This window comes from Rhizobium leucaenae USDA 9039, from assembly GCF_000426285.1.
GTDB lineage: Bacteria > Pseudomonadota > Alphaproteobacteria > Rhizobiales > Rhizobiaceae > Rhizobium > Rhizobium leucaenae.
In genome coordinates, this window is the sequence record NZ_AUFB01000005.1 from 128,097 (window position 1) to 152,419 (window position 24,323).

Genomic DNA, 24,323 nt, shown 5'->3' on the forward strand with positions numbered 1-24,323 from the left:
AAAGCGTCGTTATTCGCCGACAGCCACCGGCGCAGCCGAGACGGGCGTCGGTGCAGCGCACTCCGCAATCGGTTGCTTGTCCTTGCAGCCCTTCGCGGCAACAAGCTGATCGGCGGCTGCAAGCTCAGTCGTCAATTTCAGCTTCAGCGCATCCATCTGCGCGATGAGATGGATCGACGTCGGCGCGGTGCCGAGCATCAGACCGACCAGCGATTTGTCGATGCCCATTTCTTTGAGGAAATCGACGAGCCTCGCCGTCTGCCGCTTGTCGAGCTTGGTCGTATCATGCTTGCCGACGAACTTGCGCCCCACCTCCTGTTTGGAGAGAATCTTACGCCTGCCATTCACCATTTCGTATTCGGTGCGGTATTGGACGCGCACTTCGCTATAGGTCGTGGTGATCTGATGAACGCCGAGGAGCGCGAAGGGGCTAGAGACGCGCTGGACGCCGCCGGCAAAAAACAGCGGGCAGGCCGAAAAACAGATGGCACCGAGGGAAAATGTCTCGCCTTTGATGGAACCATCCTTGGCGCGGGCAGCCGAACAGATCGGCTCGGAATAGGGGCAATCGCGCGAGCGCGTCCTTCCGACCGCGATCGCGAGTTTCTGCTTGCGGATGGCATAGGCCATCTCCATGGCCGCCCGTACGTCGCCGCCCGGCGAACTGACGACGATCGGCAGTTTCCTGCCACCGAGGCGTTTCAGCAGCCTTTGCAACTTCTTCGGCGAATCCGCCATGATCTGCCCTTCGGCGGAGATCCAGTCCGTGCAGTTGTTGTCGGCGCGGCACCAGGCCATGTCACCGTGCACCAAAATGAAGTCCATGGACTGACCGGCGGCAGAGCCCGCAGCCTCAGCGGAGGTGAAGGAAAGCAACAGAAGAAAAACTGTTGTCAGGAAACACAAGGCCCCTTGGCAACACCGAGCGAGACGCTGCGGGAACAAATGTAAGATCATGAAATAGAAGCCTGGAAGCGATTGCTATGAAAGACCGATAGCAATCGCTTTTGACCTTCGCAAGGCAAGCCTCGATAGTCTGCCCTCAACCCTCGCCAAGGCGATCGGTTGGCATTTCCGCCGGCCATCGCATGGTTTCGCGAGCCCCGCACAAGTGTCTTGATGGGGAAAACGAGGACGCATAATTTTTGCCCAAAAAAACCAGTTTTCGGAAAAGTAATACAAATCAGAACTTTACCATATTAAGACATATGAAAATGGGACTATTTCTGATTGGTGTCGCAAATTTGTCTCTAGCATTCGCCCGGAAATCCGGTATTTGATACCGATAACACGCTGTGGGCGCTTACATCCAAATGTCCTATTTCATAACCGCCGAGAGACAATTATTGCTTTCCGCCGAGTTGGCCGCAGCCCGGAGTCAGACAGCTTTTGCGCAGGCTTTGGAGCGGACGAGTTCCGCTTTCGGCTTCAGTCACGCAGCGCTCATGAACGCTCCTGTTTCCGAAGATTCCATGCTGACGCCGCTGGTCATCGAAGGCTCTATGCCGCCGCAGTTCCTGCGGGATTTCGATCGCCATCAGTTGCTTCGCCGCTGCTCCATGCTGATGCGTGTGCGGGAGTCGGTGATGCCGCGTCCGTGGCACCTGCTGGAAAAAAGCACCGCCCACGATTTGGACCTGCCGCGCGAGCTGCGCACGCTCTTCACCAACAACAATTGCACGATGGGCGTCGTCATTCCCATCAATTCCTCTGACGGACAGCGTCTTGTCTTCTGGTTCATGGGCAATCGCAACAGTCTCGGACAAAGCGAGCTCAACGAGCTCACAATGATCATGCTGCAGGGACTGGACACCTACAACTGCATCAGGCGCAACGACGGTTCCGTGCCGCATATGCTCTCCGCCCGCGAGCTGGAAGTGGTTCGCTGGACGGCGCAGGGCAAAACGTCCGTCGAAATCGGCCAGATTCTTTCGCTCTCCGATCACACGGTCAACGCCTATATGACCAACGCGATCCGGAAGCTCGATTGCGTCAATCGCACACAGTTGGTCGCCAAGGCCATCCGTTTGAAACTGATCAGTTAATCGTTTCAGCCTATTCCCTAAGAACCCCTTTGCCCTTTAACGGCCGCCGAGAACGGTGCGCATTTCGACCAGATTCGAGCGCACACGCAGGATGTAGAATCCCATCGTCGCGAGATGACTCGGCATGATCCAGCCGTCTTCGCGCCCGTTCGAAATGATAGCGGGCTGGATCCGCAAAGCGGCTTGCAACTGTTTCATCGTACCGGTCCAGAGCGTACCAAGATTACGCTCGGCGATGACCTGCTGGAAATCGGCGCCAACGGCGCTGAGGATGCCGTAGTAGCCATAGAGCTGACCATAGGCGAACCAGAAGCGGTCGTCGGCGCGCATGTCGAACCAGCCGTAATTGTGGTTTTCCGAGCGCTCCGCCAGGATATCAGACGTACTGCCGAGGTCGTTGGCGACACGATCGATGAATTGCAGGAGATTGTCGGCGCGGCTGTCGAAAACAGCGTTGCAAGTGCCGAGATCGGTATTGAATTTGCGCAGACTGCCGATTGCAGCACGATAATAGCTCGGCGTCGGCGTCTTCGGACCAAAGGGGCGCATGCCGAAATACCAGCTCGTTTCGTCGAATTGCAGATTGCCCCGGGCGCTCTGCAGATCGCTGTTGATACCGGATGTGCCGCGCACGCGGCCAAGCGTATCGACCAATTCCACCGACGTGCGCCGCACCGCCTGGTTCACACCGCGCTGAAAAGCCGCCTTATTGTCAAGGAAAGGCGTATCGTCCCAGTTTATGCCGAAGAACCCCAGCTTGTAGAGCAGCATCGAGGATATCCAGGCATTCTGGTTGACGTTGAAATCGGTGAGATCGGCGGTGACGTCGACGATCGCGGAGGTCTGGCAGCTCTTCGGCGCATTCGCGACGGCCTGCTGTCCATTCACTGCCGGAAGTTCCTGCCCTGCCCCGACCTTGCGGTCTGAAAACTTGTAGACATCGGGATAGTTGGCATCGAAGCCGCTCCAGGCCTGCGTCTGCCAGATAAAATAGATATAGAGCGTCCCGATCAGCGCCAGGAAAACGGCAATCGGCAGCTTGATCAGCAAATTGCGCTGCCGGTACCAGCCGTGAGCGGCAAGAAAGGGCCAGAGTAGCCAAACGACGAGAAGCCCCAGGCCGCGAGCAATGGCGCGGCCGATCCGCTTGAAGAACGCAGCGATCGAATCAAGCATGAACTTCTCCTTTGCTGCGCCGCGCGTCCCTTGGACGAGCAATGAACGCAGGACATCTCACGCCTGCGCATAAGCCGAAAAACACTGCGGATTTTCGCGCATACGGAGGCATATAGCTATTCTCGTTCAAGCAGATATGTGTTCCCGAAGAAGACAGCAACCGGCTGTTGTCGTTTTTCAATCAAAGATCAGGTCTCCGGCTCGGTTTCTGCCGACGGCTCGACGACCGCCGCCTGCGCTGCCAGCAGGTGCGGCTCCAGCCGCCGCGTAAAGACGTCATCGGCACGAGCCTTGCGAGCTGCGAGATCGTGCCCCGCAAGCACGTTCGCCTCGAAAGCCGCAATCAGAGCGGCAACTGCCGTTGGCCTTTCGGCGGCCGGAAGCGGTGGCACCGCTTCCGATATCACCGCCTTGAGCAAGGCAATCCGCTGCTCGATGTCGACGGCAAGCTTGCCCGCCATCGCATTGACGGCGGCAATTTGCACGTTCAGGACGTTCGCCAATTCCTCGTAGATATCGATCAGCCGCTGCAACGCCGCCCGCCCCGGCTGCAGTGCCCGTTCCTGCTCATGGAGATCATCTCGGTCGGCAACCAGCCTGCTATATTCCGCCTCCAATTCGGATCGCGAACCTGCATCGCGAGCAGAGGAAATGCTGCTGCGCCGGTCGAAAATTCCGGGAATTAACGCATCTGCCTTGCGCTGCACTTCCTCTATCTCGACCTCGATGTGTTGCCGCCGATCGATGACCCGCACCAGATGCGCCTCGCAATCGCGAAAGGTGCGAACAAGCACCTGCCGGACGGTCTTGAACTGCGCATCGAGCAAAGCCGAAGCTGCCAGCGCCGCCTCGATATCGGCCGCAATCGACGCCGGCTTGGCATGACCCTGCCCGATCCGACGCCCGAGCAGCCCCGACGTGTCGATCCCAGCCTTCTCATCGAACAGCCGTCGGTGCTGCAAGTCCGCAGTCGCCGTAAGAAGATCGAGTTGCTTCACCAGCGACAGCGCCAGGATTTTCCAGCGACCGAGCAGTTCGATCGTCTCGCGCACCAACGCCTCTTCCACCGGGAAATTGATGGCATCGAGACGGCCGTTGCTTTTGGCGTTACCGCCGAGTGCGGCATTCGCCGCATCCATGCCCTTGATCGCGTCGTCGAGCGTCGCACGAGCCTTGTCGATCTCGCCGTCGAGGGGATGGACCTTGACCATGAAAGCGTCTCTCAATTGCCGTTGCCTGCGAGACTAACCGCTTCAATGCGCAAAGAAAATGCCTTAGCGTCCAACTTGCCTCAATGTGCGGCAGCCGGGCTCTTCAGATAGGCGATCAGATTTTCCAAATCCTTGTCGCTCTTCAAACCGGGGAAAGTCATCTTCGTGCCTTTCACCAGGAATTGCGGACTGGGCAGGTATTTTCGCAGCAGCGCCTCGTCCCAGACCTTGCCGTCGGCACCGAACGCTTTCATTGCCGGCGAATAGTTGTAGTCCGGCACGGTGGCGACGGGACGACCGATCACGCCCATCAGCGACGGCCCCACATGATTCTCATGTTCGGTCGCTGTGTGACAGACGGCACACTTCTTGAAGACAGCCGCACCGGCAACGGCGTCTCCGTCGGCTAGCGCTGACGAAGCGGAAAAAAGAACGGCGGCTGAGGCCGTCAGACGGCGCAATTTCATGTTTCCTCCACCATCGAATGCCTGGCGAATGCCTGGACACGGTCCCGATCGCCACGACCATAGAGCAGTTCGCCGCTACCTGCCGGATGACGCAATGCCGCGGGCGCTTCATTCCCCGGCCATGGCCTCCTCCCAGTGACGGCGGCAGAGGGAAACATATTTGTCGCTGCCGCCGATCTCGATCTGCGCCCCCTCATGCACCACCCTGCCCTGTCCGTCCAGGCGCACCAGCATCGTCGCCTTGCGGCCGCAATGGCAGATTGTCCGCACCTCGCGCATCTCGTCGGCAATCGTCAGAAGTTCCTGCGAGCCTGGAAACAGCTTGCCCTGGAAATCGGTGCGCAGCCCATAGGCCATGACCGGCACGCCGAGCCGATCGACGATGTGGGCAAGCTGCCAGACCTGGTCGCGCGACAGAAACTGCGCCTCGTCGACGAAGACGCAGGCCAGCGCTTCCTCGGCGTGCAAATTGTCCACCATCGCGAAGAGATCGTCCGTTTCACCGAAGGGCGTAGCGGCCATCTCGAGACCGATGCGCGAGGCGATCTTGCCACGACCGGCGCGATCGTCGAGCGCGGCGATGAAGGCACCGTCCGCATGCCGCGCTCCTGGTAGTTGTAGGCCGCCTGCAGCAGCATGGTCGATTTGCCCGCATTCATCGTCGAATAGTGGAAGTAGAGCTTGGCCATGATATTCTCCTTGAGCGCTTCATGGGTTCTCCATTGCGGGAAGGAAAGACGCCTTCGGCAAAAACCACAGGAATTACGGAGCCCGGACGGAGCCAGATCGGCCCGGCAGCGCATGGGTGAAAAAACATCGCGGAGTCGCAATCAGCCCCTGCAAACCGACGCAAATACAATGAGGTCGCTTGAAAATGTCAGTTATTGGTGGTTGCTTGGGAACGTTACACTGGGAGTCACACAATGATAAAAATGACTTTTACCGCATTTGCCTTCGCCTCAGCTCTCTCCACCTTGATGCTGGGAGCAACCACCGCGTCGGCCGCTGAGCCGGCAAGCTGTGGCACCGTGCATTTCGCCGATGTCGGCTGGACCGACATCACCTCCACTACGGCCACGGCCTCCGTCCTCCTGAAGGCCCTTGGCTACGACACCGACGTCAAAGTGCTCGCCGTGCCGGTGACCTATCAGTCGTTGAAGAACAAGGACATCGACGTCTTCCTCGGCAACTGGATGCCCTCGATGGCCGAGAACATCAAACCGTTTGCCGCCGACAAGTCGGTCGAAACCGTTCGCCCCAATCTCGAAGGTGCGAAATACACGCTGGCGACAAATGAAAAGGGCGCGGCACTCGGTATCAAGGACTTCAAGGATATCGCCACGCACAAGGATGATCTCGACGGCAAGATCTACGGCATCGAGCCGGGCAATGACGGCAACCGCCTGGTCATTGACATGGTCGACAAGAACACCTTCGGCCTCAAGGGCTTCGAAGTGGTCGAGTCCTCCGAGCAGGGCATGCTGGCCCAGGTTTCGCGGGCCGACAAGGAAGGCAAGCCGATCGTCTTCCTCGGCTGGGCTCCCCATCCGATGAACACCACCTACAAAATGACCTATCTCACCGGCGGTGACGACATCTTCGGACCGAACTTCGGCGGCGCGACCGTCTATACCAACGTCCGCGCAGGCTACCTGCAGGAATGCCCCAATGTCGGCACCTTCGTCAAAAACCTCGTCTTTTCGCTGCCGATGGAAAACGAGATCATGGGTAAAATCCTGAACGACGGTAAGGAGCCGGAAGCGGCCGCCACAGAATGGCTGAAGGCGAATCCGACCGCCGTCACCCCCTGGCTCGCTGGTGTCACCACCAAGGACGGCGGCGACGGGCTTGCGGCAGTCAAGTCCAAACTCGGCCTGTAACATCCGGGGATAAGGGGCGGCTCAACCGCCCCTTTCTCTTCCGGTGAACGGAAGACTGTTTCCCTCCTATTGCGCCATATATCGGGCAGCGACCCGCGCGGCGCCATAGGCCGTTATTCTCCGGCGGCCGCATCCGGACCCACATGAGACATCCGGAATCGCCGCCCCAATGGTGGGCAAAGACGTGAACTGGTTAACCGATTATCGCATCCCCATCGGTCCATGGGCCAAGGCCGTCGTGGATTGGCTGACGAGCAACGTCACATGGTTCTTCGACGGACTTTCCTATGTCGTCGCCCATGTGATCAATGCGCTGCTGTTTGTCCTGCAGGCGCCGCATCCGCTGGTCGTCGTCGTCGTTTTCACGGCCATTGCCTACTGGCTGCGCCGGAGCATTCCGGTCACTGCCCTGACCTTGATCGGTCTGCTGATCACCATCAACCAGGGCTATTGGAAGGAAACGACGGAGACGCTGGCGCTGGTGCTGGCCTCGACCTTCGTCAGCATGCTCGTCGGTGTTCCGCTCGGCATCGCTGCCGCCCGCCGCCCCTGGCTCTATGCCTTCATGCGGCCGGTTCTCGACCTGATGCAGACCATCCCGACCTTTGTCTATCTGGTGCCGGCGATGATCCTGCTCGGCCTCGGCATGGTCCCTGGTCTCGTCGCAACCGTCGTCTTCGCGATTCCCGCGCCGATCCGCATGACCCGCCTCGGCATCATCTCGACGCCGCCGTCTCTCGTCGAAGCTGCCGAGTCCTTTGGCGCAACGCAGCGGCAGGTGCTGCGCAAGGTCGAGCTTCCCTTCGCGACACCGCAGATCATGGCCGGCTTGACCCAGACGATCATGCTCTCGCTCTCCATGGTGTCCATCGCCGCCCTCGTCGGTGCGCCTGGCCTCGGCGTGCCGGTGTTGCGTGCCCTGAATAGCGTCAATGTCGCCAAGAGCTTCGATTCCGGCGCCTGCATCGTCATCCTGGCGATCATTCTCGACCGCATGTTCCGTGTCCCCGGCGAAGGAGAACAGTCATGACCACCGCCGTCGGCTTCAAAAACGTCAGCATCATTTTCGGTGATCGTCCCGAGACAGCGCTCAAGCTTGCCGATGCTGGCAAAACGCGCGACGAGATCGGCAAGGCGACCGGCCTGGTGCTCGGCGTCGCCAACGCCACGCTCGAGATCGAAGAGGGCGAAATTCTTGTCCTTATGGGCCTGTCCGGCTCCGGCAAGTCGACGCTACTGCGTGCCGTCAATGGCCTGGCGCCGGTCGTGCGCGGCGATGTCGTCGTCAACAGCAAGAGCGGACCGGTCAACCCCTATAGCTGTAATCCCAAGGCGCTGCGCGACCTGCGCATGCATACCGTTTCCATGGTGTTCCAGCAGTTCGCGCTGCTGCCCTGGCGCACCGTCGCCGACAATGTCGGCTTCGGATTGGAGCTGGCCGGCGTGCCCGAGACCGAGCGCAAGAAACGTGTCGATGAACAGTTGCAGCTCGTCAACCTGACGCAGTGGGCAAACCGTAAGGTCAACGAACTTTCCGGCGGCATGCAACAGCGCGTCGGCCTCGCCCGCGCTTTTGCGACCGGCGCGCCGATCCTATTGATGGACGAGCCGTTCTCGGCCCTCGATCCGTTGATCCGCACACGCCTGCAGGACGAACTTTTGGAATTCCAGCGCCGCCTGAAGCGAACGATCCTCTTCGTCAGCCACGATCTCGACGAGGCTTTTCGCATCGGCAACCGCATCGCGATCATGGAGAGCGGGCGGATCATCCAGTGCGGCACGCCGCAGGAAATCGTCAAGAACCCCGCCGACCAATATGTTGCCGACTTCGTGCAGCACATGAACCCGATCAGCATGTTGACCGCCCGCGATGTCATGCAACAGGGGCTTGGCCACTCCGCGGCAGGCGGCTCGGTCACCGCGACGGCAACGGCAACGACCCCGCTCGTCGATATCCTCGACGCTCTGACACATCAGCCCGGCAGCATCGGCGTCGTTGACAACGGCGTGATTATCGGGACGATTTCCGCCCAGGATGTCGTGGCTGGCCTCACCAGCCACCGGCGGCGAGAGTAGTTTATCATAGGCTCTCTCCCGCCCTGCGGGAGAGAGCCTATGAACGATAAACCATCCGTGCTCCGGGAAACCGATGATGAGGCGCGCAAGCAGGCACGTATCCTGCTGCGCTCTGCCCGCTATGGGTCTCTAGCCGTCATCGATCCGCAAACAGGCTTCCCTTCCGTGAGCCGCGTGCTGACCGGCACGGATATCGACGGCGTGCCTGTCATTCTTGTCTCGGGCCTTTCAGCCCATACCAAGGCGCTGTCGAAAGATCAGCGCGCCTCTGTCCTCTTCGGCGAACCTGGCAAAGGCGACCCGCTTGCCTATCCGCGCCTCAGCGTCCAGTGCAGTGCTGAGCGCGTCGATCGCGAAAACCGTCTATATGGACGCATTCGCATGCGCTTTCTTGCCCGGCATCCCAAAGCAAAACTCTATGCCGACTTTGCCGATTTCTGCTTCTTCCGTCTCATACCGATTGCCGCCAGCCTGAATGGCGGCTTCGGAAAAGCATATACTCTGACGGGCAACGATCTGATGATTCTTTCGCCGGCCAATGAGATGCTTGCTGAACAGGCCGATGCGATAGTGCGAGAATTACTAGCCTGCTATCCTTGTATCATTACAATTATAGTGAGTAGCCTAAGAGGGTCGGCCGGTAAAAATTGGCGTATTTATGGCCTAGATATGGCAGGAATCGACCTAATTCGGGGAGATGAGGCGTTAAGATGGGAATTTGACCCACCCTTGGGGGAGTTGCAGGACACTCATACATACATATCTAAAATAGCATACTCGATACCTTAAATTTAGGTATATACAATCTTTGGCCTATATTGGTATTGTTACTTATCGGATTAATTCCCCGATTAAAAAATACCCCGCAATTTCTGATGTACGCTCCGCATTAGGAAGATTAAAAGATGAAGACAAGAAATTTGGCCGAACACTCCAACGTGGCGGCAGCATTATTATCTGCTATGGCGAACCCGAAGCGCCTTATGATTCTTTGCAGCCTGGTCAAGGGTGAAGTTCCGGTTGGTGTATTGGCCAATCAGGTGGGGCTCAGCCAATCTGCGCTCTCTCAGCATCTTTCGAAGCTCCGCGCCCAGAAGCTGGTGAAGACCCGTCGTGATGCTCAAACGATTTACTACTCCAGCACTTCAGACTCGGTGATCCGTGTTCTCGAAACGCTGGAAGACATTTATTGTGAACCGGAAAAAAGTAGATCGGCTGCTTAATAGCCAAAACTGGCTCTAAGTATGTCGGGGCGGGATCTACAAGGAAGCGATTGCTTCCAGCCTTAAGATCAGGCCTCTTTCATCACCACTTATATAAATGATTTGGCTGGCAAATTTCCAATTTGCCAGCCTTTTCGCGTCTTGTCCTTAGACAAGCACCTTGCAGGCCACGGCTGTCAGCCAAATCCAACGGCGCAATGGCCGAGACAGGCCTGACTAATGCATGTCGCGCAAAAGTGTGCGGCGGTTTTGCGGAAACGACATGCACAAACAAGGCGATAAAGCGGGGGGCGAATCTGAAAGATCGCGACGAGCTTTAGATCCGCACGCTGTCCCACAGCCACCTTTGTCTTGACGCCAAGGGGCCGACTGATAATTTGACCGGGCAGTAAATAATCACGCGGCCCATGGCCGCGATCGGGAAATGGCCCCCGAATGGCCATGGAGAACAGCATGTCCGACCGTCTGAATGCCACCCCCAACGATCTGCGCGCCTTTTGGATGCCGTTTACGGCCAATCGCCAGTTCAAGAAGGAACCACGTCTCTTCGTCGGCGCCAAGGATATGTACTATACCACCCATGATGGGCGACAAGTGCTGGACGGAACGGCCGGCCTTTGGTGCGTCAATGCCGGCCACTGCCGGCCGAAGATCACTGAGGCCATTCGCGAGCAGGCGGGCGAACTCGATTATGCGCCGGCCTTCCAGCTCGGCCATCCCAAGGCTTTCGAGCTGGCCAACCGGCTGGTGGACATCGCGCCACAGGGCATGAACCACGTTCTCTATACCAATTCGGGGTCTGAATCCGTCGAAACCGCGCTTAAGGTGGCGCTCGCCTACCATCGCGTGAAAGGCAACGGCTCGCGTTTCCGCCTCATAGGCCGCGAGCGCGGCTATCACGGCGTCAACTTCGGCGGTATCTCCGTCGGCGGTATCGTGTCCAACCGCAAGATGTTCGGTACGCTGCTGACCGGCGTCGACCATATGCCCCACACCCATCTTCCGGGCAAGAACGCCTTCACGCGCGGCGAGCCCGAGCATGGTGGCGACATCGCCACCGAACTTGAACGTATCGTCACTCTGCATGATGCCTCTACCATCGCTGCCGTCATCGTCGAGCCCGTCGCCGGCTCCACGGGCGTGCTGATTCCACCGAAGGGCTATCTGCAGAAGCTGCGCGAAATCTGCACCAAGCACGGCATCCTTTTGATCTTCGATGAAGTCATCACCGGCTTTGGCCGCCTCGGCACCCCCTTCGCCGCGCAATATTATGATGTCCTCCCGGACATGATCACCACCGCCAAGGGCCTGACCAACGGCGTCATTCCGATGGGCGCGGTATTCGTGACATCGGAAATTCACGACGCCTTCATGCAGGGACCCGAGCACATGATCGAGTTCTTCCACGGCTATACCTATTCCGGCAACCCGATTGCCTCTGCCGCGGCTCTCGCGACGCTCGATACCTACAAGGAAGAAGGCCTGCTCACACGCGCCGCCGAGCTTTCGGACTATTGGGCAGATGCACTACACTCCCTGAAGGATTGCCCGAACGTCATCGACATCAGAAACACCGGCCTGATCGGCGCCATCGAACTCGACCCCATCGCCGGCGAACCCACCAAACGCGCCTTCACCACCTTCCTGAAGGCCTATGAAAAAGGCCTGCTGATCCGCACCACCGGCGACATCATCGCACTCTCCCCGCCGCTGATCATCGAAAAGCACCATATCGACGAACTCTTCGGCAAGCTCAGGGACATCTTGCAGAATAATATCTGAGGCTTAGTCTCTTCAGAATCAGCCCCTCATACCCCCATTGCAATTGCAGAATGGTCGGGCATGAGGGGCAAACTTTATGCGAGGAAAAGCCATGTCAGCCGAACTTGAACGCTACATCGACCAGGGCGTCGGCCGCGAGCCTGCGGACATCGTTCTGAAAAATGGCCGCTTCTTCGATCTGGTGACAGGCGAACTCGTCGCCTCGGATATCGCCATCTGCGGCGATCGCATCGTCGGCACCTGCGGCACCTATCAGGGCCGCAAGGAAATCGACATCTGCGGCCGGATTGTCGTCCCCGGCTTCATCGATACGCATCTGCATATCGAATCCTCGCTGGTGACGCCGCATGAGTTCGACCGCTGCGTCCTGCCCTATGGCGTGACCACCGCCATCTGTGATCCGCACGAGATCGCCAATGTCCTCGGCGCGGAAGGCATCCAGTATTTTCTGGATTGTTCGCTGGAAACCATCATGGACATCCGCGTGCAGCTCTCCTCCTGTGTGCCGGCAACGCATCTTGAGACGTCAGGAGCCGATCTGCCGATCGAGCGGCTCCTGCCCTTCCGCCATCATCCGAAAGTCATCGGCCTTGCGGAATTCATGAATTTTCCGGGCGTCGTGCACAAGGACCCCGTCTGCATGGCCAAGCTCGACGCCTTTCAGGGCGGCCATATCGACGGCCATGCGCCGCTGCTGCGCGGGAAAGACCTCAATGGTTATCTCGCCGCCGGTATCCGCACCGAACATGAATCGACCACCGCCGAAGAAGCGCTCGAAAAGATCCGCAAGGGCATGCATATCCTGGTGCGCGAAGGCTCGGTCTCCAAGGACCTGCACGCCCTGATGCCGATCTTGACGGAGCGCCTGTCGCCTTATCTGGCGCTTTGCACCGACGACCGCAATCCGCTCGACATCGCCGAACAGGGCCATCTTGATTATATGATCCGTACCGCGATCGCCCACGGCGTCGAGCCACTGGCGATTTATCGCGCCGCCTCCATCTCGGCCGCCCGCGCCTTCGGCCTGCGCGACCGCGGCCTGGTGGCGCCCGGCTGGCGCGCCGATCTGGTCGTCATCGACAGTCTGGAGAACTGCAAGGCGGAGACCGTCTTCTCCGCGGGCCGGCGCGTCACTGCGGAGCTTTTCGCCACCCGCAAATCCGTCGCCCCGGTCGGTCTCGACAGCGTCAAAGCGCGCCCGATCAACGCCGCCGATTTCGGCGTGCCAGTGACCGAGGGCGAAAGCTCCGTGATCGGCGTCACCCCCGGCAAAATCATCACGCAGCATCGCCGTTACCGCCTGCCGGTCAAGGGCAACCAGACCGATATCGATCTCGGCAACGATGTGATCAAGGTGGCCGTCATCGAGCGGCACGGCAAGAATGGCAATCATGCTAATGGTTTCGTCCAGGGCTTCGGCTTGAAGAAGGGCGCGATCGCCTCGACGGTCGGTCACGACAGTCACAATATCTGCGTCGTCGGCGTCAATGAAGACGATATGGCTCAAGCCGCCAACCGCCTGAGCGAAATCAATGGCGGCTTCGTCGTCGTCGAAAATGGCGTGGTCACCGGCGAAATCGCTTTGCCCGTCGCCGGCCTGATGAGCCTCGAGCCCTATGAAACCGTGCGCGATACGCTGCACCACCTGCGTCAGGCGGCCTACGCCCTCGGCGCGACGCTGGAAGAGCCCTTCCTGCAGCTCGCCTTTCTGCCGCTGCCGGTCATTCCGCATCTGAAGATCTCGGACCGCGGTCTCGTCGATGTCGACAAGTTTATGCTGATTGGGTGATAACTCGACGAAATTTCCTTCCATCGCAGCCGTTTGAAGCCTACAGCGAAACATTTCACGCGCTGGGACTCCAATTGACCAGCACATATTGTTATCTTTTCATCGCAAGGCAAAATCACTCGGCAACGGAAAATACTCATGACGAAGCTTGAGCAGATTGAGAAAAACATCACCGACCTCGGACCAGACGACTTCAAGGCGTTCGCCGAATGGTTTGAAGCTTTGCGGGCAGCTCGTTGGGACAATCAGATCAAGGCCGATATCAACGCGGGTAAGTTGGACCAAATAGCAGACAAAGCCCTCGCCGATTTCCGGGCAGGAAAGACTAGGGCGTTGTGAAACATCATGCGACGCCGACATTCTGGCAAGCTTATGAAAAGCTGCCAAAACACGTCCAAGAACTTGCCGATCGCAACTTCGAACTTTTGAAATCGAATCCGAAGCACCCGTCGCTTCATTTCAAGCAAGTGGGACGCTTCTGGTCAGCCCGTGTGGGAATTTCGTGGCGTGCGCTTGCCGTAGCGGATGGGGAATATCTCATCTGGTTCTGGATCGGATCTCACACCGACTATGACAAGCTTTTGCGCTGATCATCCCGTCTGCCCGCAGAACACATCCAGTGCCGCAAGGCTCACCACCTCGCTGGCGCTGGCGGTCGCAAAGCCCGGCATCGGCACGGTCTTCGCCACCTTGATCCCCTTTGGCAAAGCGACCTTTACCGGCTCCCGAGACAGGTTGAAGACAAAGAGCAGCGTTTCGCCGTCCTTCCTGCGCGTAAAGGCGAGGACGTCCTCCTTGGTATCGAGAAAGGTCATGTCGCCGTCGACGAGCGCGGTATGCCGCTTTCGAAAGGCCAGCGTCTCGCGGTAGTGGTGAAGAACGGATTGCGCATCCGTCTCCTGCTTGTCGACGGCGAGTGACGCGTGCTGATAAGGCACCGGCAGCCATGATTTCTCGGCCGTGGAAAAGCCCGCATGCACCCGGCTTGCCTCCCAGGGCATCGGCGTGCGGCACCCGTCGCGGCCCTTGAAGGCTGGCCAGAAGCGAATGCCATAAGGGTCCCGAAGATCCTCAAAGGCAAGTTCCGCCTCGGGCAGGCCCAATTCTTCACCCTGATAAAGACAGATCGAACCGCGCAAGGTGGATAGCAAGGAAATCGCCAATTTGGCGACACGCGGCTGCTCGGCCTCCGTTTCGGCAAACCGGCTGACATGACGGTTTACGTCATGGTTCGAAAAGGCCCAGCAGACCCAACCGTCGGTGACGATCTCCTGAAAGTCGCCGACGCAGCGGCGGAAATGGTCCGGTGTAAAGTCCGGTCCGAGAAGATCGAACGTATAGCACATGTGCAGCTTGTCGCCGCCGCTGGTATAGGCGGCAACCGTCTGCAGCGAGCGAGCGCCATCGCCCACTTCGCCGACGGTCGTGCGTCCGTCATACTGATCAAGCAGCTTGCGGAAGCGCTTCAGGAAACCGATGTTTTCCGGCTGCGTCTTATCATGAAGATGGTTCTGCATGCCATAGGGGTTGCTCTCCGGGGCATCCAACCCGCCGATGGCGATTGCGGCCGGCGGATTGTCCCGCAGCTTCTTGTCGCAGAAATAATAGTTCACCGTATCCAGCCGGAAACCATCGACGCCTCGATCGAGCCAGAACTTGACCGCCGTAAGCACGGCATCCTGGACTTCGCTATTGTGGAAATTCAAGTCCGGCTGTGAGGTCAGAAAATTGTGCTGGTAATATTGCCGGCGCACGCCATCCCATTCCCAGCCCGGGCCGCCGAAGATCGACAGCCAATTGTTCGGCGCCGTGCCGTCCGGCTTCGGATCGGCCCAGACATACCAGTCCGCTTTGGGATTGTCGCGGCTTGCCCGGCTTTCGATAAACCAGGGATGGCGATCCGATGTATGCGAGATCACCTGATCGATGATGACCTTGAGGCCGAGCGCGTGTGCGGCCGTCATCATCTCATCGAAATCGGCGAGAGTACCGAAGATCGGATCGACGTCGCAATAGTCGGCAACGTCATAACCCATATCGGCCATCGGTGAGGTGAAGAACGGAGCCAGCCAAATGGCATCGACGCCGAGTGAGGCAATATGCGGCAGGCGGCGGGTGATGCCCTTGATATCGCCAAGCCCGTTGGCGTCGGTATCCTGAAACGACCGCGGATAGACTTGATAGATCACCGCGCCGCGCCACCAATCGGCTCCCGCCGCTTTGCCCGTTGATTTCATGAAACAATCCGCCTCGATTTCCTCTCGCCCTTCAGATTGCACACTAAGCCTTGGGCGGCAAGCCGCAAGCCAGGTGAAGGATGAACCGGCGATTGAATGTGAAAAAATTCGCGAGGTGATTTCGGAAAATTGCCGATGTAGATATTCACAGCCTCGAGCCGCCGCTCGCTTTAGGACTTGAAAGCGACGTTGCATCGGATAACTTGCGACATTGACCTGCACGTACAGGTCACCTGCGGGAATAAAAATAGCCTTAAAAACAAGGCCCATAGCTCCAGAAAGGTGGGGAAAGATATGACTCATTTCAGCAAGAAGTTTATCGTGTCGGCGTTCGTCGGCACGTTGTTAAGCGTCTCTGCACATGCTGCAACCCTCAATATCCACAACGGCGGCGACCCCACATCGCTCGACCCGCAAAAAATTTCCGGCGACTGGGAAAACCGCATTGACGGCGACATTTTCGAAGGCTTGGTAACGGAAGACCCTAAGGACAACCCGATCCCCGGCCAAGCGGCAAGCTGGACTGTTTCTCCAGACCAGAAAGTCTATACCTTCAAGCTGCGCGACGGCATCAAGTGGTCCGATGGCCAGCCAGTGACGGCTCAGGATTTCGTCTTTGCTTTCCAGCGCCTGATGGACCCGAAGACCGCCGCCCAATATGCCTATCTGCAATATACGATCTTGAACGCGGAAAAGATCAACAAGGGCCAGATCAAGGATCTCAGCCAGCTCGGTGTCAAGGCGATCGACGACAAGACGCTGGAAATCACGCTCGAAAATCCGACCCCTTACTTCCTGAACGCCTTGATGCACTACACGGCCTATCCGCTGCCGAAGCATGTGGTTGAAGCCAAGGGCGACGAATGGGTCAAGATCGGCAACATCGTCACCAACGGCCCCTATAAGCCGGTCGAATGGGTACCCGGCTCGCACGTCACCAACGTCAAGAACGATCAGTACTATGACGCAAAGGACATCAAGATCGATAAGGTGAACTTCTATACGCTGGAAGATCAAGCCGCCGCCCTGAAGCGCTATCGCGCCGGCGAGTTCGATATTCTGACGTCGTTCCCCGCCGACCAGTTCGAATGGATCCAGAAAAACCTTCCCGGCCAAGCGCATGTGGTTCCGTTCCTCGGCACCTATTACTACGTCCTGAACGCCACGAAGCCGCCCTTCAACGACAAGCGCGTCCGCCAGGCTCTCTCCATGGCCGTCAACCGCGAAGTCATCGGGCCGAAGATCCTCGGCACCGGCGAGCTGCCGATGTATTCCTGGGTGCCGCCGGGTACGGCGAACTACGGCGAGCCGGCTTACGTGAGCTGGAAGGATGAGCCTTATAAGCAGAAGGTCGAAGAGGCCAAGAAGCTGCTGAAGGATGCAGGCTTCGGCCCCGATCACCCGCTGAAGGCACAGCTTCGCTACAACACTAACGACAACCACAAGCGCATCGCCGTTGCGATCGCCGCCATGTGGAAGCCGCTCGGCGTCGATATCGAGCTCTACAACACCGAAACCAAGGTGCATTACGATGAAATGCAGCGCGGCCAGGTGGAAATCGGCCGCGCCGGCTGGCTTGCCGACTATAACGATCCGATCAACTTCCTGAACCTGCTGTCGACCGGCGTCGAGATGAACTACGGCCGCTGGAGCAATCCGGATTACGATGCGCTGATCAAGCAGGGCAACGAACAGACCGACCTGAAGAAGCGCGCCGAGATCTACAAGAAAGCCGAACAGTTGGCCCTCGACGATAGCGCGGCGATCCCGATCTACTACTACGTTTCCCAGAACATCGTTGCTCCGAAGGTCCAGGGCTTCGTCGATAATATTCAGGACATTCACCGCACTCGCTGGCTGTCCGTCAAAGAATAATAGGAAAAGGCCCCGCCTGCTTTTGCCGGGCGGGGCCCCAAAAAACCCATGTTTCGCTACGCTCTCCGTCGCCTGCTGTCGACAATCCCCGTCCTGTGGATTGCCGTAACAGTGTGTTTTTTCATCTTGCGCCTCGCTCCTGGCGGCCCCTTCGATGGCGAAAGGCCATTGCCGCCGGAAGTCAAAGCCAACCTCGCGGCTCACTATAACCTCGACAAGCCCCTGGTTGAGCAATACCTGATCTATGTCGGCGACGTCATGAAGGGCGATCTAGGCCCCTCCTTCGCCAATCAGGACTTCACCGTCACCCAACAGATCATGTCCGGCTTTCCCTATACGCTGACTATCGGCGGCGCCGCTTTCGTGCTCGCAACCATCGTCGGCGTGCTGATAGGCTGTCTTGGGGCGCTCTATCAGAACCGCTCGGCCGATTATTGGCTGGGCGGCGGTCTCCTCATCGGCTTGGTCATGCCGAGCTTCCTGATAGCTCCGATCCTTCAGCTCGTCTTCGGCAATACGCTCGGATGGCTGCCGGTCGGCGGCTGGGGCGATGGCTCGATCCGATTCCTGATCCTGCCTATCGTCGTCCTGACCCTACCGCATGCAGCACGCATCTCCCGCCTAATGCGCGGCTCGATGATCGAAGTGATGAGCCAGAACTTCATCCGCACCGCCAAGGCCAAGGGCATAGGCCCGCGCCTGACCGTGATGCGCCACGCACTGAAACCGGCGATGATGCCCGTAGTGTCCTATCTCGGACCGGCGGCAAGCTACCTGCTCACCGGTTCGCTGGTCGTCGAAAGCATTTTCGGTCTACCGGGTGTCGGCCGCTACTTCGTCGGTGCCGCGCTCAATCGCGACTATGGCATGGTGCTCGGCACGGTCATTTTCTACATGGTGCTGATCGTGGTCCTCAATCTCCTCGTCGACATCACCTATGCGTGGCTCGACCCGAAAGTGAGAATGCGATGATCCTCAATTCCGCAAAGAGAGAATTGCTGGAAGCGGAATTGCTTTCGGCAGAAGGGCTCGCACCCGAGGGGCGCTCTCTCACCGGCGACGCGATGCGTCGCCTGCTCCGCAACAAGGCCGCGGCACTTTCGCTGATCGTCCTCGCAGTCCTGGTTCTGGTCGCCATATTCGGCCCGTATTTCCTACCCTTCAACTACGAGGATCCGGATTGGACTTCTTTCCGAGGTCCTCCGGACTTTGCCGCCGGCCACTATTTCGGCACCGACGGCAACGGCCGCGACCTGCTGGCACGCACGCTCTACGGCACGCGCGTTTCGCTGACCGTTGCGCTCGTCGCCACCCTCGTCTCGGTCATCATCGGCGTGCTCTACGGCGCCGTCTCGGGTTATTTCGGTGGCCGTGTGGACGCAATCATGATGCGCTTCGTCGATATCATGTATGCGCTCCCCTATGTCCTCTTTGTCATCCTGCTGATGGTGATCTTCGGCCGTAACGTCTACCTGCTGTTTGCGGCAATCGGCGCGCTCGAATGGCTGACCATGGCGCGTATCGTCCGGGGTCAGACCCTGTCGATCAAGCAGCGGGAGTTTATCGAAGCGGCACGGGCCTCCGGCCAACGATCGTTCAAGATCATCCTCAAGCACGTCGTGCCGAACCTCGTCGGTCCGGTCGTCATCTATGCGACACTCACCATCCCGGAAATCATAGCAACCGAAAGCTTCCTCTCCTATCTCGGCTTCGGCGTTCAGGAGCCGCTGACATCGCTCGGCACGCTGATTGCGGAAGGCTCTGCCGGCATGGAGACCACGCCCTGGCTGCTGTTCTTCCCGGCCGGTTTTCTGGTCGCGCTGCTGATGAGCCTGCTCTTCATCGGCGACGGCCTGCGCGACGCTTTCGATCCGAAGGATCGCTGACATGACAGACACACTTCTCGAACTCAAAGACTACTCCATCACCTTCCGCACCCCGGAAGGCGAAGTCGCCGCCGTCTCGAAGATGAACCTCAAGATCGGCCGTGGCGAGCGCGTCGCCATCGTCGGCGAATCCGGTTCCGGCAAGAGCCAGACCTTCCTCGGCCTCATGGGCCTGCTCGCCAAGAACGGCCGCACCAGTGGCCAGGCGCTGCTGGACGGCAAGGATCTGCTGACGCTGAAACCGCGCGAACTCGACCATGTGCGCGGTAAGGACATGGCCATGGTCTTCCAGGACCCGATGACCGCACTCAACCCGTCGCTGCGCATATCGCGGCAGTTGACGGAGCAGCTCGAGGTTCATGGCGGGCTTTCGGCGCGCGCGGCCTCCGCCGCCGCACTCGACATGCTGAAGCGTGTCGGCATTCCCGACCCGACGCGCCGCTTTAACCTCTATCCGCATGAGCTTTCCGGCGGCATGCGCCAGCGCATCGTCATCGCCATGGCGCTGCTCACCAAGCCGAAGCTCCTGATTGCCGACGAGCCGACGACGGCGCTCGATGTTACGATCCAGGCTCAGATCCTCGATCTCTTCAACGAGCTGACGGCGGAAATGCACACGGCGCTCGTCATGATCACCCACGATCTCGGCGTCGTTGCCGGCCTCGCCGATCGCGTCGCCGTCATGTATGCCGGTCGCATCGTCGAGGAAGCGCCCGTCGAGGAGCTGTTCGAAAATCCGGCTCATCCTTACACGGCAGCACTCCACGCCTCTATTCCGCGACCGGATCAGGATGTCGACGATCTCGCCGTCATACCTGGCAGGCCGCCGAACCTGATGCATCTGCCGCGCGGCTGCTCCTTCTCGCCGCGCTGCGCCCATGTGCAGGACGATTGCCTGGACGCACCGCCGCAGCTCGACCCGCTCGCGCCGCAACGCTGCGCCGCCTGCTTCCATCCCCTCTCGGCCCACCGGGAACGGAGTCTCATCCATGGCTGAACACACGCTTCTGAAGGTCGAGCATCTGACCACCGAATTCGAGCTGCCATCGAAATCCTTCTTCAAACCGCCATTGGTCCTGACGGCGGTCAACGATGTCAGTTTTGAGCTGAAAACCGGACGCACCCTCGGCATCGTCGGCGAGTCCGGCTGCGGCAAGTCGACTCTCGGCCGATCTATCCTACGGCTGATCAAGGCGCAGAAGGGCCGCATCATGTGGCAAGGCGGCAATCTGCTGGATCTTTCCGAAGAGGAAATGCGCGCCGCCCGCCGCGACATGCAGATCATCTTCCAGGACCCGATCGCCTCTCTCGACCCGCGCATGACCGTCGGCGACATCATCGCCGAGCCGCTGACCGTATTCGAGCCGAAGCTGACGAAAGCGCAGCGCCAGGACCGCGTTCGCGAGATCATGGCGGCGGTCGGCCTCGTGCCGGAGATGATCAATCGCTACCCGCACGAGTTCTCCGGCGGTCAGGCGCAGCGCATCGGCATCGCCCGCGCCGTGGTGACGCGGCCGAAGCTGATCGTCTGCGATGAGCCGGTCTCGGCCCTCGACGTCTCGATCCAGGGCCAGGTCATCACGTTGTTGCGCAAGCTGCGCAAGGAGTTCGGCCTGACGCTGATCTTCATCAGCCACGATCTCTCCGTCGTGCGCCTGATCTCGGACGACGTGCTGGTGCTGTACCTCGGTAAGGTGGTGGAAGCAGGCGATGCCGCTACCGTCTTCGACCATCCGGCCCATCCCTATACACAGGCCTTGTTCTCCGCCGCCCTTATTCCCGACCCGAAACGGGCGCGCGGCCGCGAGCGCATTCGCCTGCAGGGCGATCCCCCCTCGCCGCTCAATCCACCTGCCGGCTGCGTCTTCTCGCCGCGCTGTTGGAAGGCGACGGATATCTGCAAGACGAAGATGCCGCCGACCGAGCAAGTTCGCCCCGGACAAACCGCGGCGTGCTATCATATGGACAGGCCATAGGGCTCAAAGGGTGGACGGTGCAGCCCGCCGTTCACCTTGCCCAAGCCGCCGCATCCGCGTATGCAGCAGCGAAGGGAAACGCAGGAGGACGTCTTGGGCGGGCATTTTCTATCGATCGGCGAATGCATGGTGGAGCTGTCGCAGGCCCGTGATGGGCATTTGCGCAAGGGCTTTGCCGGCGACACCTTCAACACGGCCTGGTATGCCCGCGCCTGCCTGCCGGCGGATTGGTCGGTCGATTATTTCACCGCTGTCGGTGATGACCCGATGTCGGACGAAATGCTGGGTTTCATGAAGGCGCATGACATCGGCACGTCGAACATTCGCCGTCTCCGCGGCAAGACGCCCGGCCTCTACATGATCAACCTGAAGGACGGCGAGCGCTCTTTCAGCTATTGGCGCGACAGTTCGGCTGCGCGTCAGCTTGCCGCCGACGGCGACCGGCTTCGCACCGCGATCGAAGAGTCGAACGTCCTCTATTTTTCCGGCATCACCCTGGCGATCCTGTCGCACGAAGACGCCGAGACGCTGCTCGCCGAACTCCGCCGCGCCAAGGCCGTCGGCAAGCTGGTGGTCTTCGACCCCAACCTGCGCCCGCGCCTCTGGTCGAGCTTTGATGCCATGCACACCATGATCGGCGAAGGCGCCCGCGCCTCGACGCTGGTGATGCCGAGCTTCGACGACGAGGTCTCGCATTTCGCCGACGATTCGATTGCCGGAACCATCCGCCGTTACCGGCTGCACGGCGCCAATATGGTGGTCGTCAAGAATGGCGCCGAGGGCGCGACCGTCGGAACCGATGCCGGGGAAACGCTCGTTCCTGCCGTCAAGGTCGCCAAGGTCGTCGACACCACCAGCGCCGGCGACAGCTTTAACGGCGCGTTCCTCGCCCATTATCTGGAACATGACGACGCCGTCGCCGCCGCCCATTTTGCCGCAGGGATCGCCGCAAAGGTCATCCAGGAACATGGCGCCTTGGTGCCGCCGGAAAAGCTGCAAACCGCCGGCTGAAAGCTGTAATATTTCCATCATAGACACCCCGCACAATAAGACAGGCGCGGGAATCATCTTTGCTGCACCGGAATTGTTGTACCGACACTATGAGGGTGCGGTGCGGATGGAACGTTTTTGGATATGTTGCAGCGCTTGTCGGACATTGATCATAGAGGATGGGCTGAAGCGACAACTCCGGTCGCAACGCCAGAGCGCCTGCTCATCGTCAGCGACGCCTGGCACCCACAGGTGAATGGCGTCGTCCGCTCCATCGAAAATACCAACCGCGAACTGGCACGCATCGGCGTCGATGTCGTGATGATCACGCCGGAAGGTTTCCGCAACATCCCCTGCCCGACCTACCCGGAAATCCGCCTGTCGATCGCAAGCTACCGCAAAGTCGCAGCGCGGATCGAAGCAGTTCGGCCGACCTATGTGCATATCGCGACCGAAGGCCCGCTCGGACTGACGGCACGGCGCTGGTGCGTGAAAAATGGCATGCCGTTTTCGACGAGCTATCATACGCGCTTCCCCGAATATGTCGCGGCCAGGCTCCCGATCCCGCAAAGCTGGCTTTACGCCTTCGTCAAATGGTTCCACAATGCCGGTTCGGGCTGCATGGTGGCGACACCGAGCCTTGCCAATGAGCTCAAGCAGAAGGGCATTCACAATCTGCTGCCCTGGAGCCGTGGTATCGACTCGACGCTTTTCCGCCCGCAACCGCTGGAAGACATCCCCTTCGGCCTGCCTCGCCCGATATTCATGACGGTCGGACGGGTGGCGCTCGAAAAGAACCTGCCGGCCTTCCTCGATCTGGACCTGCCCGGTTCGAAGGTCGTCGTTGGCGACGGACCGGCGCGCGCCGAGTTGCAGAAGCTTTACTCAAACGTGCTCTTCCTCGGCTCGAAGTTTGGCGAAGCGCTGGCGCATGCCTATTCGCAGGCCGATGTTTTTGTCTTCCCCTCGAAGACCGATACATTCGGCAATGCCATTTTGGAGGCGCTGGCAAGCGGCGTTCCCGTCGCCGCCTATCCCGTTGCCGGACCTGCCGATATCCTCGGTGGCAATGATGCGGCTGGTGTCGTCGATGAAGATTTGGCGAAAGCCTGCCTTGCTGCGCTCTCCTCTTCCCGCGAGGCAGCGCGCGCTCTGGCGCTCAACTATTCCTGGGAAGCCGCCACGACCCAATTCATAGGCAACGTCCGCGGCGCCAATCATCGCGGCCGCGTGTTGGCGCGAAACCGCTGAGCGAGCGACATCGAGGGCCGCTTTGCGTGCCGTACGGGGCATGCGTAAGTTCAATATTCTCTTCGATCCTTTTCCCCATAAGTAAAGAGAACCGTACTGCCACCGGCTCCGGCAAGTACAGCGGCGATGTTGTGTTGCGCGAGATGGCAAGTAGGAACAGTTAACCGGTTCACCGCGTTCACTGACACGCATAGTGATGTTCTGCCGTCAGTCCTGGGCACGTGGCCAACGGCAAACGTCGATATTAAATCTTTGGCATGTCCCGCCACAGACTTGGGAGCGGCACCGATGCTGGTGGACATTCCACGGACTAGCTCGGTTTGGCGTATCTGCGCCCCGAGTATCCGGCCGCGGAACCGGTTCTTTAAGGCAGCCTTGCATTGCGCACGACTCGCTATCGATGAAATCAAGAAAATGCATAGCTCTCATGCATTTTTATGTATACGATTATTTATCGCA

The 24,323-nt window shown here is 59.3% G+C and carries 22 protein-coding genes and 1 pseudogene; 17 read left to right on the top strand and 6 right to left on the bottom strand.

What is annotated here, in order from left to right; all coding sequences use genetic code 11:
• Positions 1–9: 9 nt before the first annotated feature.
• A complete protein-coding gene (locus K290_RS0109635) occupies positions 10–825 on the bottom strand; it encodes a COG3904 family protein (protein ID WP_245276510.1) in 816 nt (271 codons plus the stop codon).
• A gap of 488 nt (positions 826–1,313) precedes the next feature.
• Between K290_RS0109635 and K290_RS0109640 the strand changes: the two genes are divergently transcribed.
• Complete coding sequence (locus tag K290_RS0109640; RefSeq protein ID WP_028751724.1) at positions 1,314–2,045, top strand: response regulator transcription factor; 732 nt, start codon at positions 1,314–1,316, stop codon at positions 2,043–2,045.
• A 36-nt stretch (positions 2,046–2,081) separates the two neighbouring features.
• Here K290_RS0109640 and K290_RS0109645 read toward each other — a convergent pair whose 3' ends face one another.
• The 4 genes and pseudogenes from K290_RS0109645 to K290_RS33950 form a co-directional block, all read right to left on the bottom strand.
• Positions 2,082–3,221: a DUF2333 family protein gene (locus tag K290_RS0109645; protein WP_028751725.1), complete on the bottom strand. Its 1,140-nt coding sequence runs from the start codon at positions 3,219–3,221 to the stop codon at positions 2,082–2,084.
• A 188-nt stretch (positions 3,222–3,409) separates the two neighbouring features.
• The gene (locus tag K290_RS0109650; RefSeq protein WP_028751726.1) at positions 3,410–4,432 is read right to left on the bottom strand and encodes a hypothetical protein; all 1,023 of its coding nucleotides are present in this window, start codon (positions 4,430–4,432) and stop codon (positions 3,410–3,412) included.
• Between the two features lie 80 nt (positions 4,433–4,512).
• On the bottom strand, positions 4,513–4,899 hold the full coding sequence (locus tag K290_RS0109655) for a c-type cytochrome (protein WP_028751727.1): 387 nt from the start codon (positions 4,897–4,899) through the stop codon (positions 4,513–4,515).
• Positions 4,900–5,007: 108 nt separating this feature from the next.
• A pseudogene (locus K290_RS33950) lies at positions 5,008–5,588 on the bottom strand (thymidine kinase).
• Between the two features lie 243 nt (positions 5,589–5,831).
• Here K290_RS33950 and K290_RS0109665 point away from each other — a divergent pair.
• The 9 genes from K290_RS0109665 to K290_RS0109705 all read left to right on the top strand — a co-directional run bounded on the left by K290_RS0109665 (position 5,832) and on the right by K290_RS0109705 (position 14,239).
• The gene (locus K290_RS0109665) at positions 5,832–6,779 is read left to right on the top strand and encodes a choline ABC transporter substrate-binding protein (protein WP_425337585.1); all 948 of its coding nucleotides are present in this window, start codon (positions 5,832–5,834) and stop codon (positions 6,777–6,779) included.
• A 172-nt stretch (positions 6,780–6,951) separates the two neighbouring features.
• Entirely contained in the window at positions 6,952–7,809 is an 858-nt protein-coding gene (choW, locus tag K290_RS0109670; RefSeq protein WP_028751729.1) for a choline ABC transporter permease subunit, read from the top strand.
• The gene (gene choV / locus K290_RS0109675) at positions 7,806–8,855 is read left to right on the top strand and encodes a choline ABC transporter ATP-binding protein (protein ID WP_028751730.1); all 1,050 of its coding nucleotides are present in this window, start codon (positions 7,806–7,808) and stop codon (positions 8,853–8,855) included. Before choW ends, choV begins: the two co-directional genes overlap by 4 nt.
• A gap of 39 nt (positions 8,856–8,894) precedes the next feature.
• Positions 8,895–9,644: a HugZ family pyridoxamine 5'-phosphate oxidase gene (locus K290_RS0109680; protein ID WP_028751731.1), complete on the top strand. Its 750-nt coding sequence runs from the start codon at positions 8,895–8,897 to the stop codon at positions 9,642–9,644.
• A 116-nt stretch (positions 9,645–9,760) separates the two neighbouring features.
• On the top strand, positions 9,761–10,078 hold the full coding sequence (locus K290_RS0109685; RefSeq protein ID WP_028751732.1) for an ArsR/SmtB family transcription factor: 318 nt from the start codon (positions 9,761–9,763) through the stop codon (positions 10,076–10,078).
• Positions 10,079–10,531: 453 nt separating this feature from the next.
• Positions 10,532–11,860, top strand: a complete 1,329-nt coding sequence (aptA, locus tag K290_RS0109690; protein WP_028751733.1) for an omega-aminotransferase AptA — start codon at positions 10,532–10,534, stop codon at positions 11,858–11,860.
• Positions 11,861–11,951: 91 nt separating this feature from the next.
• Positions 11,952–13,649: an adenine deaminase gene (gene ade / locus K290_RS0109695; protein ID WP_028751734.1), complete on the top strand. Its 1,698-nt coding sequence runs from the start codon at positions 11,952–11,954 to the stop codon at positions 13,647–13,649.
• A 138-nt stretch (positions 13,650–13,787) separates the two neighbouring features.
• The gene (locus K290_RS0109700; protein WP_028751735.1) at positions 13,788–13,988 is read left to right on the top strand and encodes a hypothetical protein; all 201 of its coding nucleotides are present in this window, start codon (positions 13,788–13,790) and stop codon (positions 13,986–13,988) included.
• The gene (locus K290_RS0109705; protein ID WP_028751736.1) at positions 13,985–14,239 is read left to right on the top strand and encodes a type II toxin-antitoxin system RelE family toxin; all 255 of its coding nucleotides are present in this window, start codon (positions 13,985–13,987) and stop codon (positions 14,237–14,239) included. Before K290_RS0109700 ends, K290_RS0109705 begins: the two co-directional genes overlap by 4 nt.
• On the opposite strand, the gene bglA is transcribed toward K290_RS0109705, so the two are convergent.
• Positions 14,240–15,886, bottom strand: coding sequence for a beta-galactosidase BglA (gene bglA, locus K290_RS0109710; protein WP_028751737.1), 1,647 nt, complete (start codon positions 15,884–15,886; stop codon positions 14,240–14,242).
• A gap of 294 nt (positions 15,887–16,180) precedes the next feature.
• Here bglA and K290_RS0109715 point away from each other — a divergent pair, with 294 nt between their 5' ends.
• From K290_RS0109715 to K290_RS0109745, 7 genes are all read left to right on the top strand, one after another.
• Entirely contained in the window at positions 16,181–17,761 is a 1,581-nt protein-coding gene (locus K290_RS0109715; protein WP_028751738.1) for a peptide ABC transporter substrate-binding protein, read from the top strand.
• Positions 17,762–17,809: 48 nt separating this feature from the next.
• The gene (locus K290_RS0109720; protein ID WP_028751739.1) at positions 17,810–18,733 is read left to right on the top strand and encodes an ABC transporter permease subunit; all 924 of its coding nucleotides are present in this window, start codon (positions 17,810–17,812) and stop codon (positions 18,731–18,733) included.
• Positions 18,730–19,647, top strand: a complete 918-nt coding sequence (locus K290_RS0109725) for an ABC transporter permease subunit (RefSeq protein ID WP_028751740.1) — start codon at positions 18,730–18,732, stop codon at positions 19,645–19,647. The genes K290_RS0109720 and K290_RS0109725 overlap by 4 nt, the downstream gene beginning before the upstream one ends.
• Before the next feature lies 1 nt (position 19,648).
• Positions 19,649–20,644, top strand: coding sequence for an ABC transporter ATP-binding protein (locus tag K290_RS0109730; protein WP_028751741.1), 996 nt, complete (start codon positions 19,649–19,651; stop codon positions 20,642–20,644).
• Positions 20,637–21,623, top strand: a complete 987-nt coding sequence (locus tag K290_RS0109735; RefSeq protein WP_028751742.1) for an ABC transporter ATP-binding protein — start codon at positions 20,637–20,639, stop codon at positions 21,621–21,623. Before K290_RS0109730 ends, K290_RS0109735 begins: the two co-directional genes overlap by 8 nt.
• A gap of 93 nt (positions 21,624–21,716) precedes the next feature.
• A complete protein-coding gene (locus tag K290_RS0109740; RefSeq protein ID WP_028751743.1) occupies positions 21,717–22,634 on the top strand; it encodes a sugar kinase in 918 nt (305 codons plus the stop codon).
• Between the two features lie 123 nt (positions 22,635–22,757).
• On the top strand, positions 22,758–23,864 hold the full coding sequence (locus K290_RS0109745; protein ID WP_028751744.1) for a glycosyltransferase family 4 protein: 1,107 nt from the start codon (positions 22,758–22,760) through the stop codon (positions 23,862–23,864).
• Positions 23,865–24,323 lie beyond the last annotated feature (459 nt).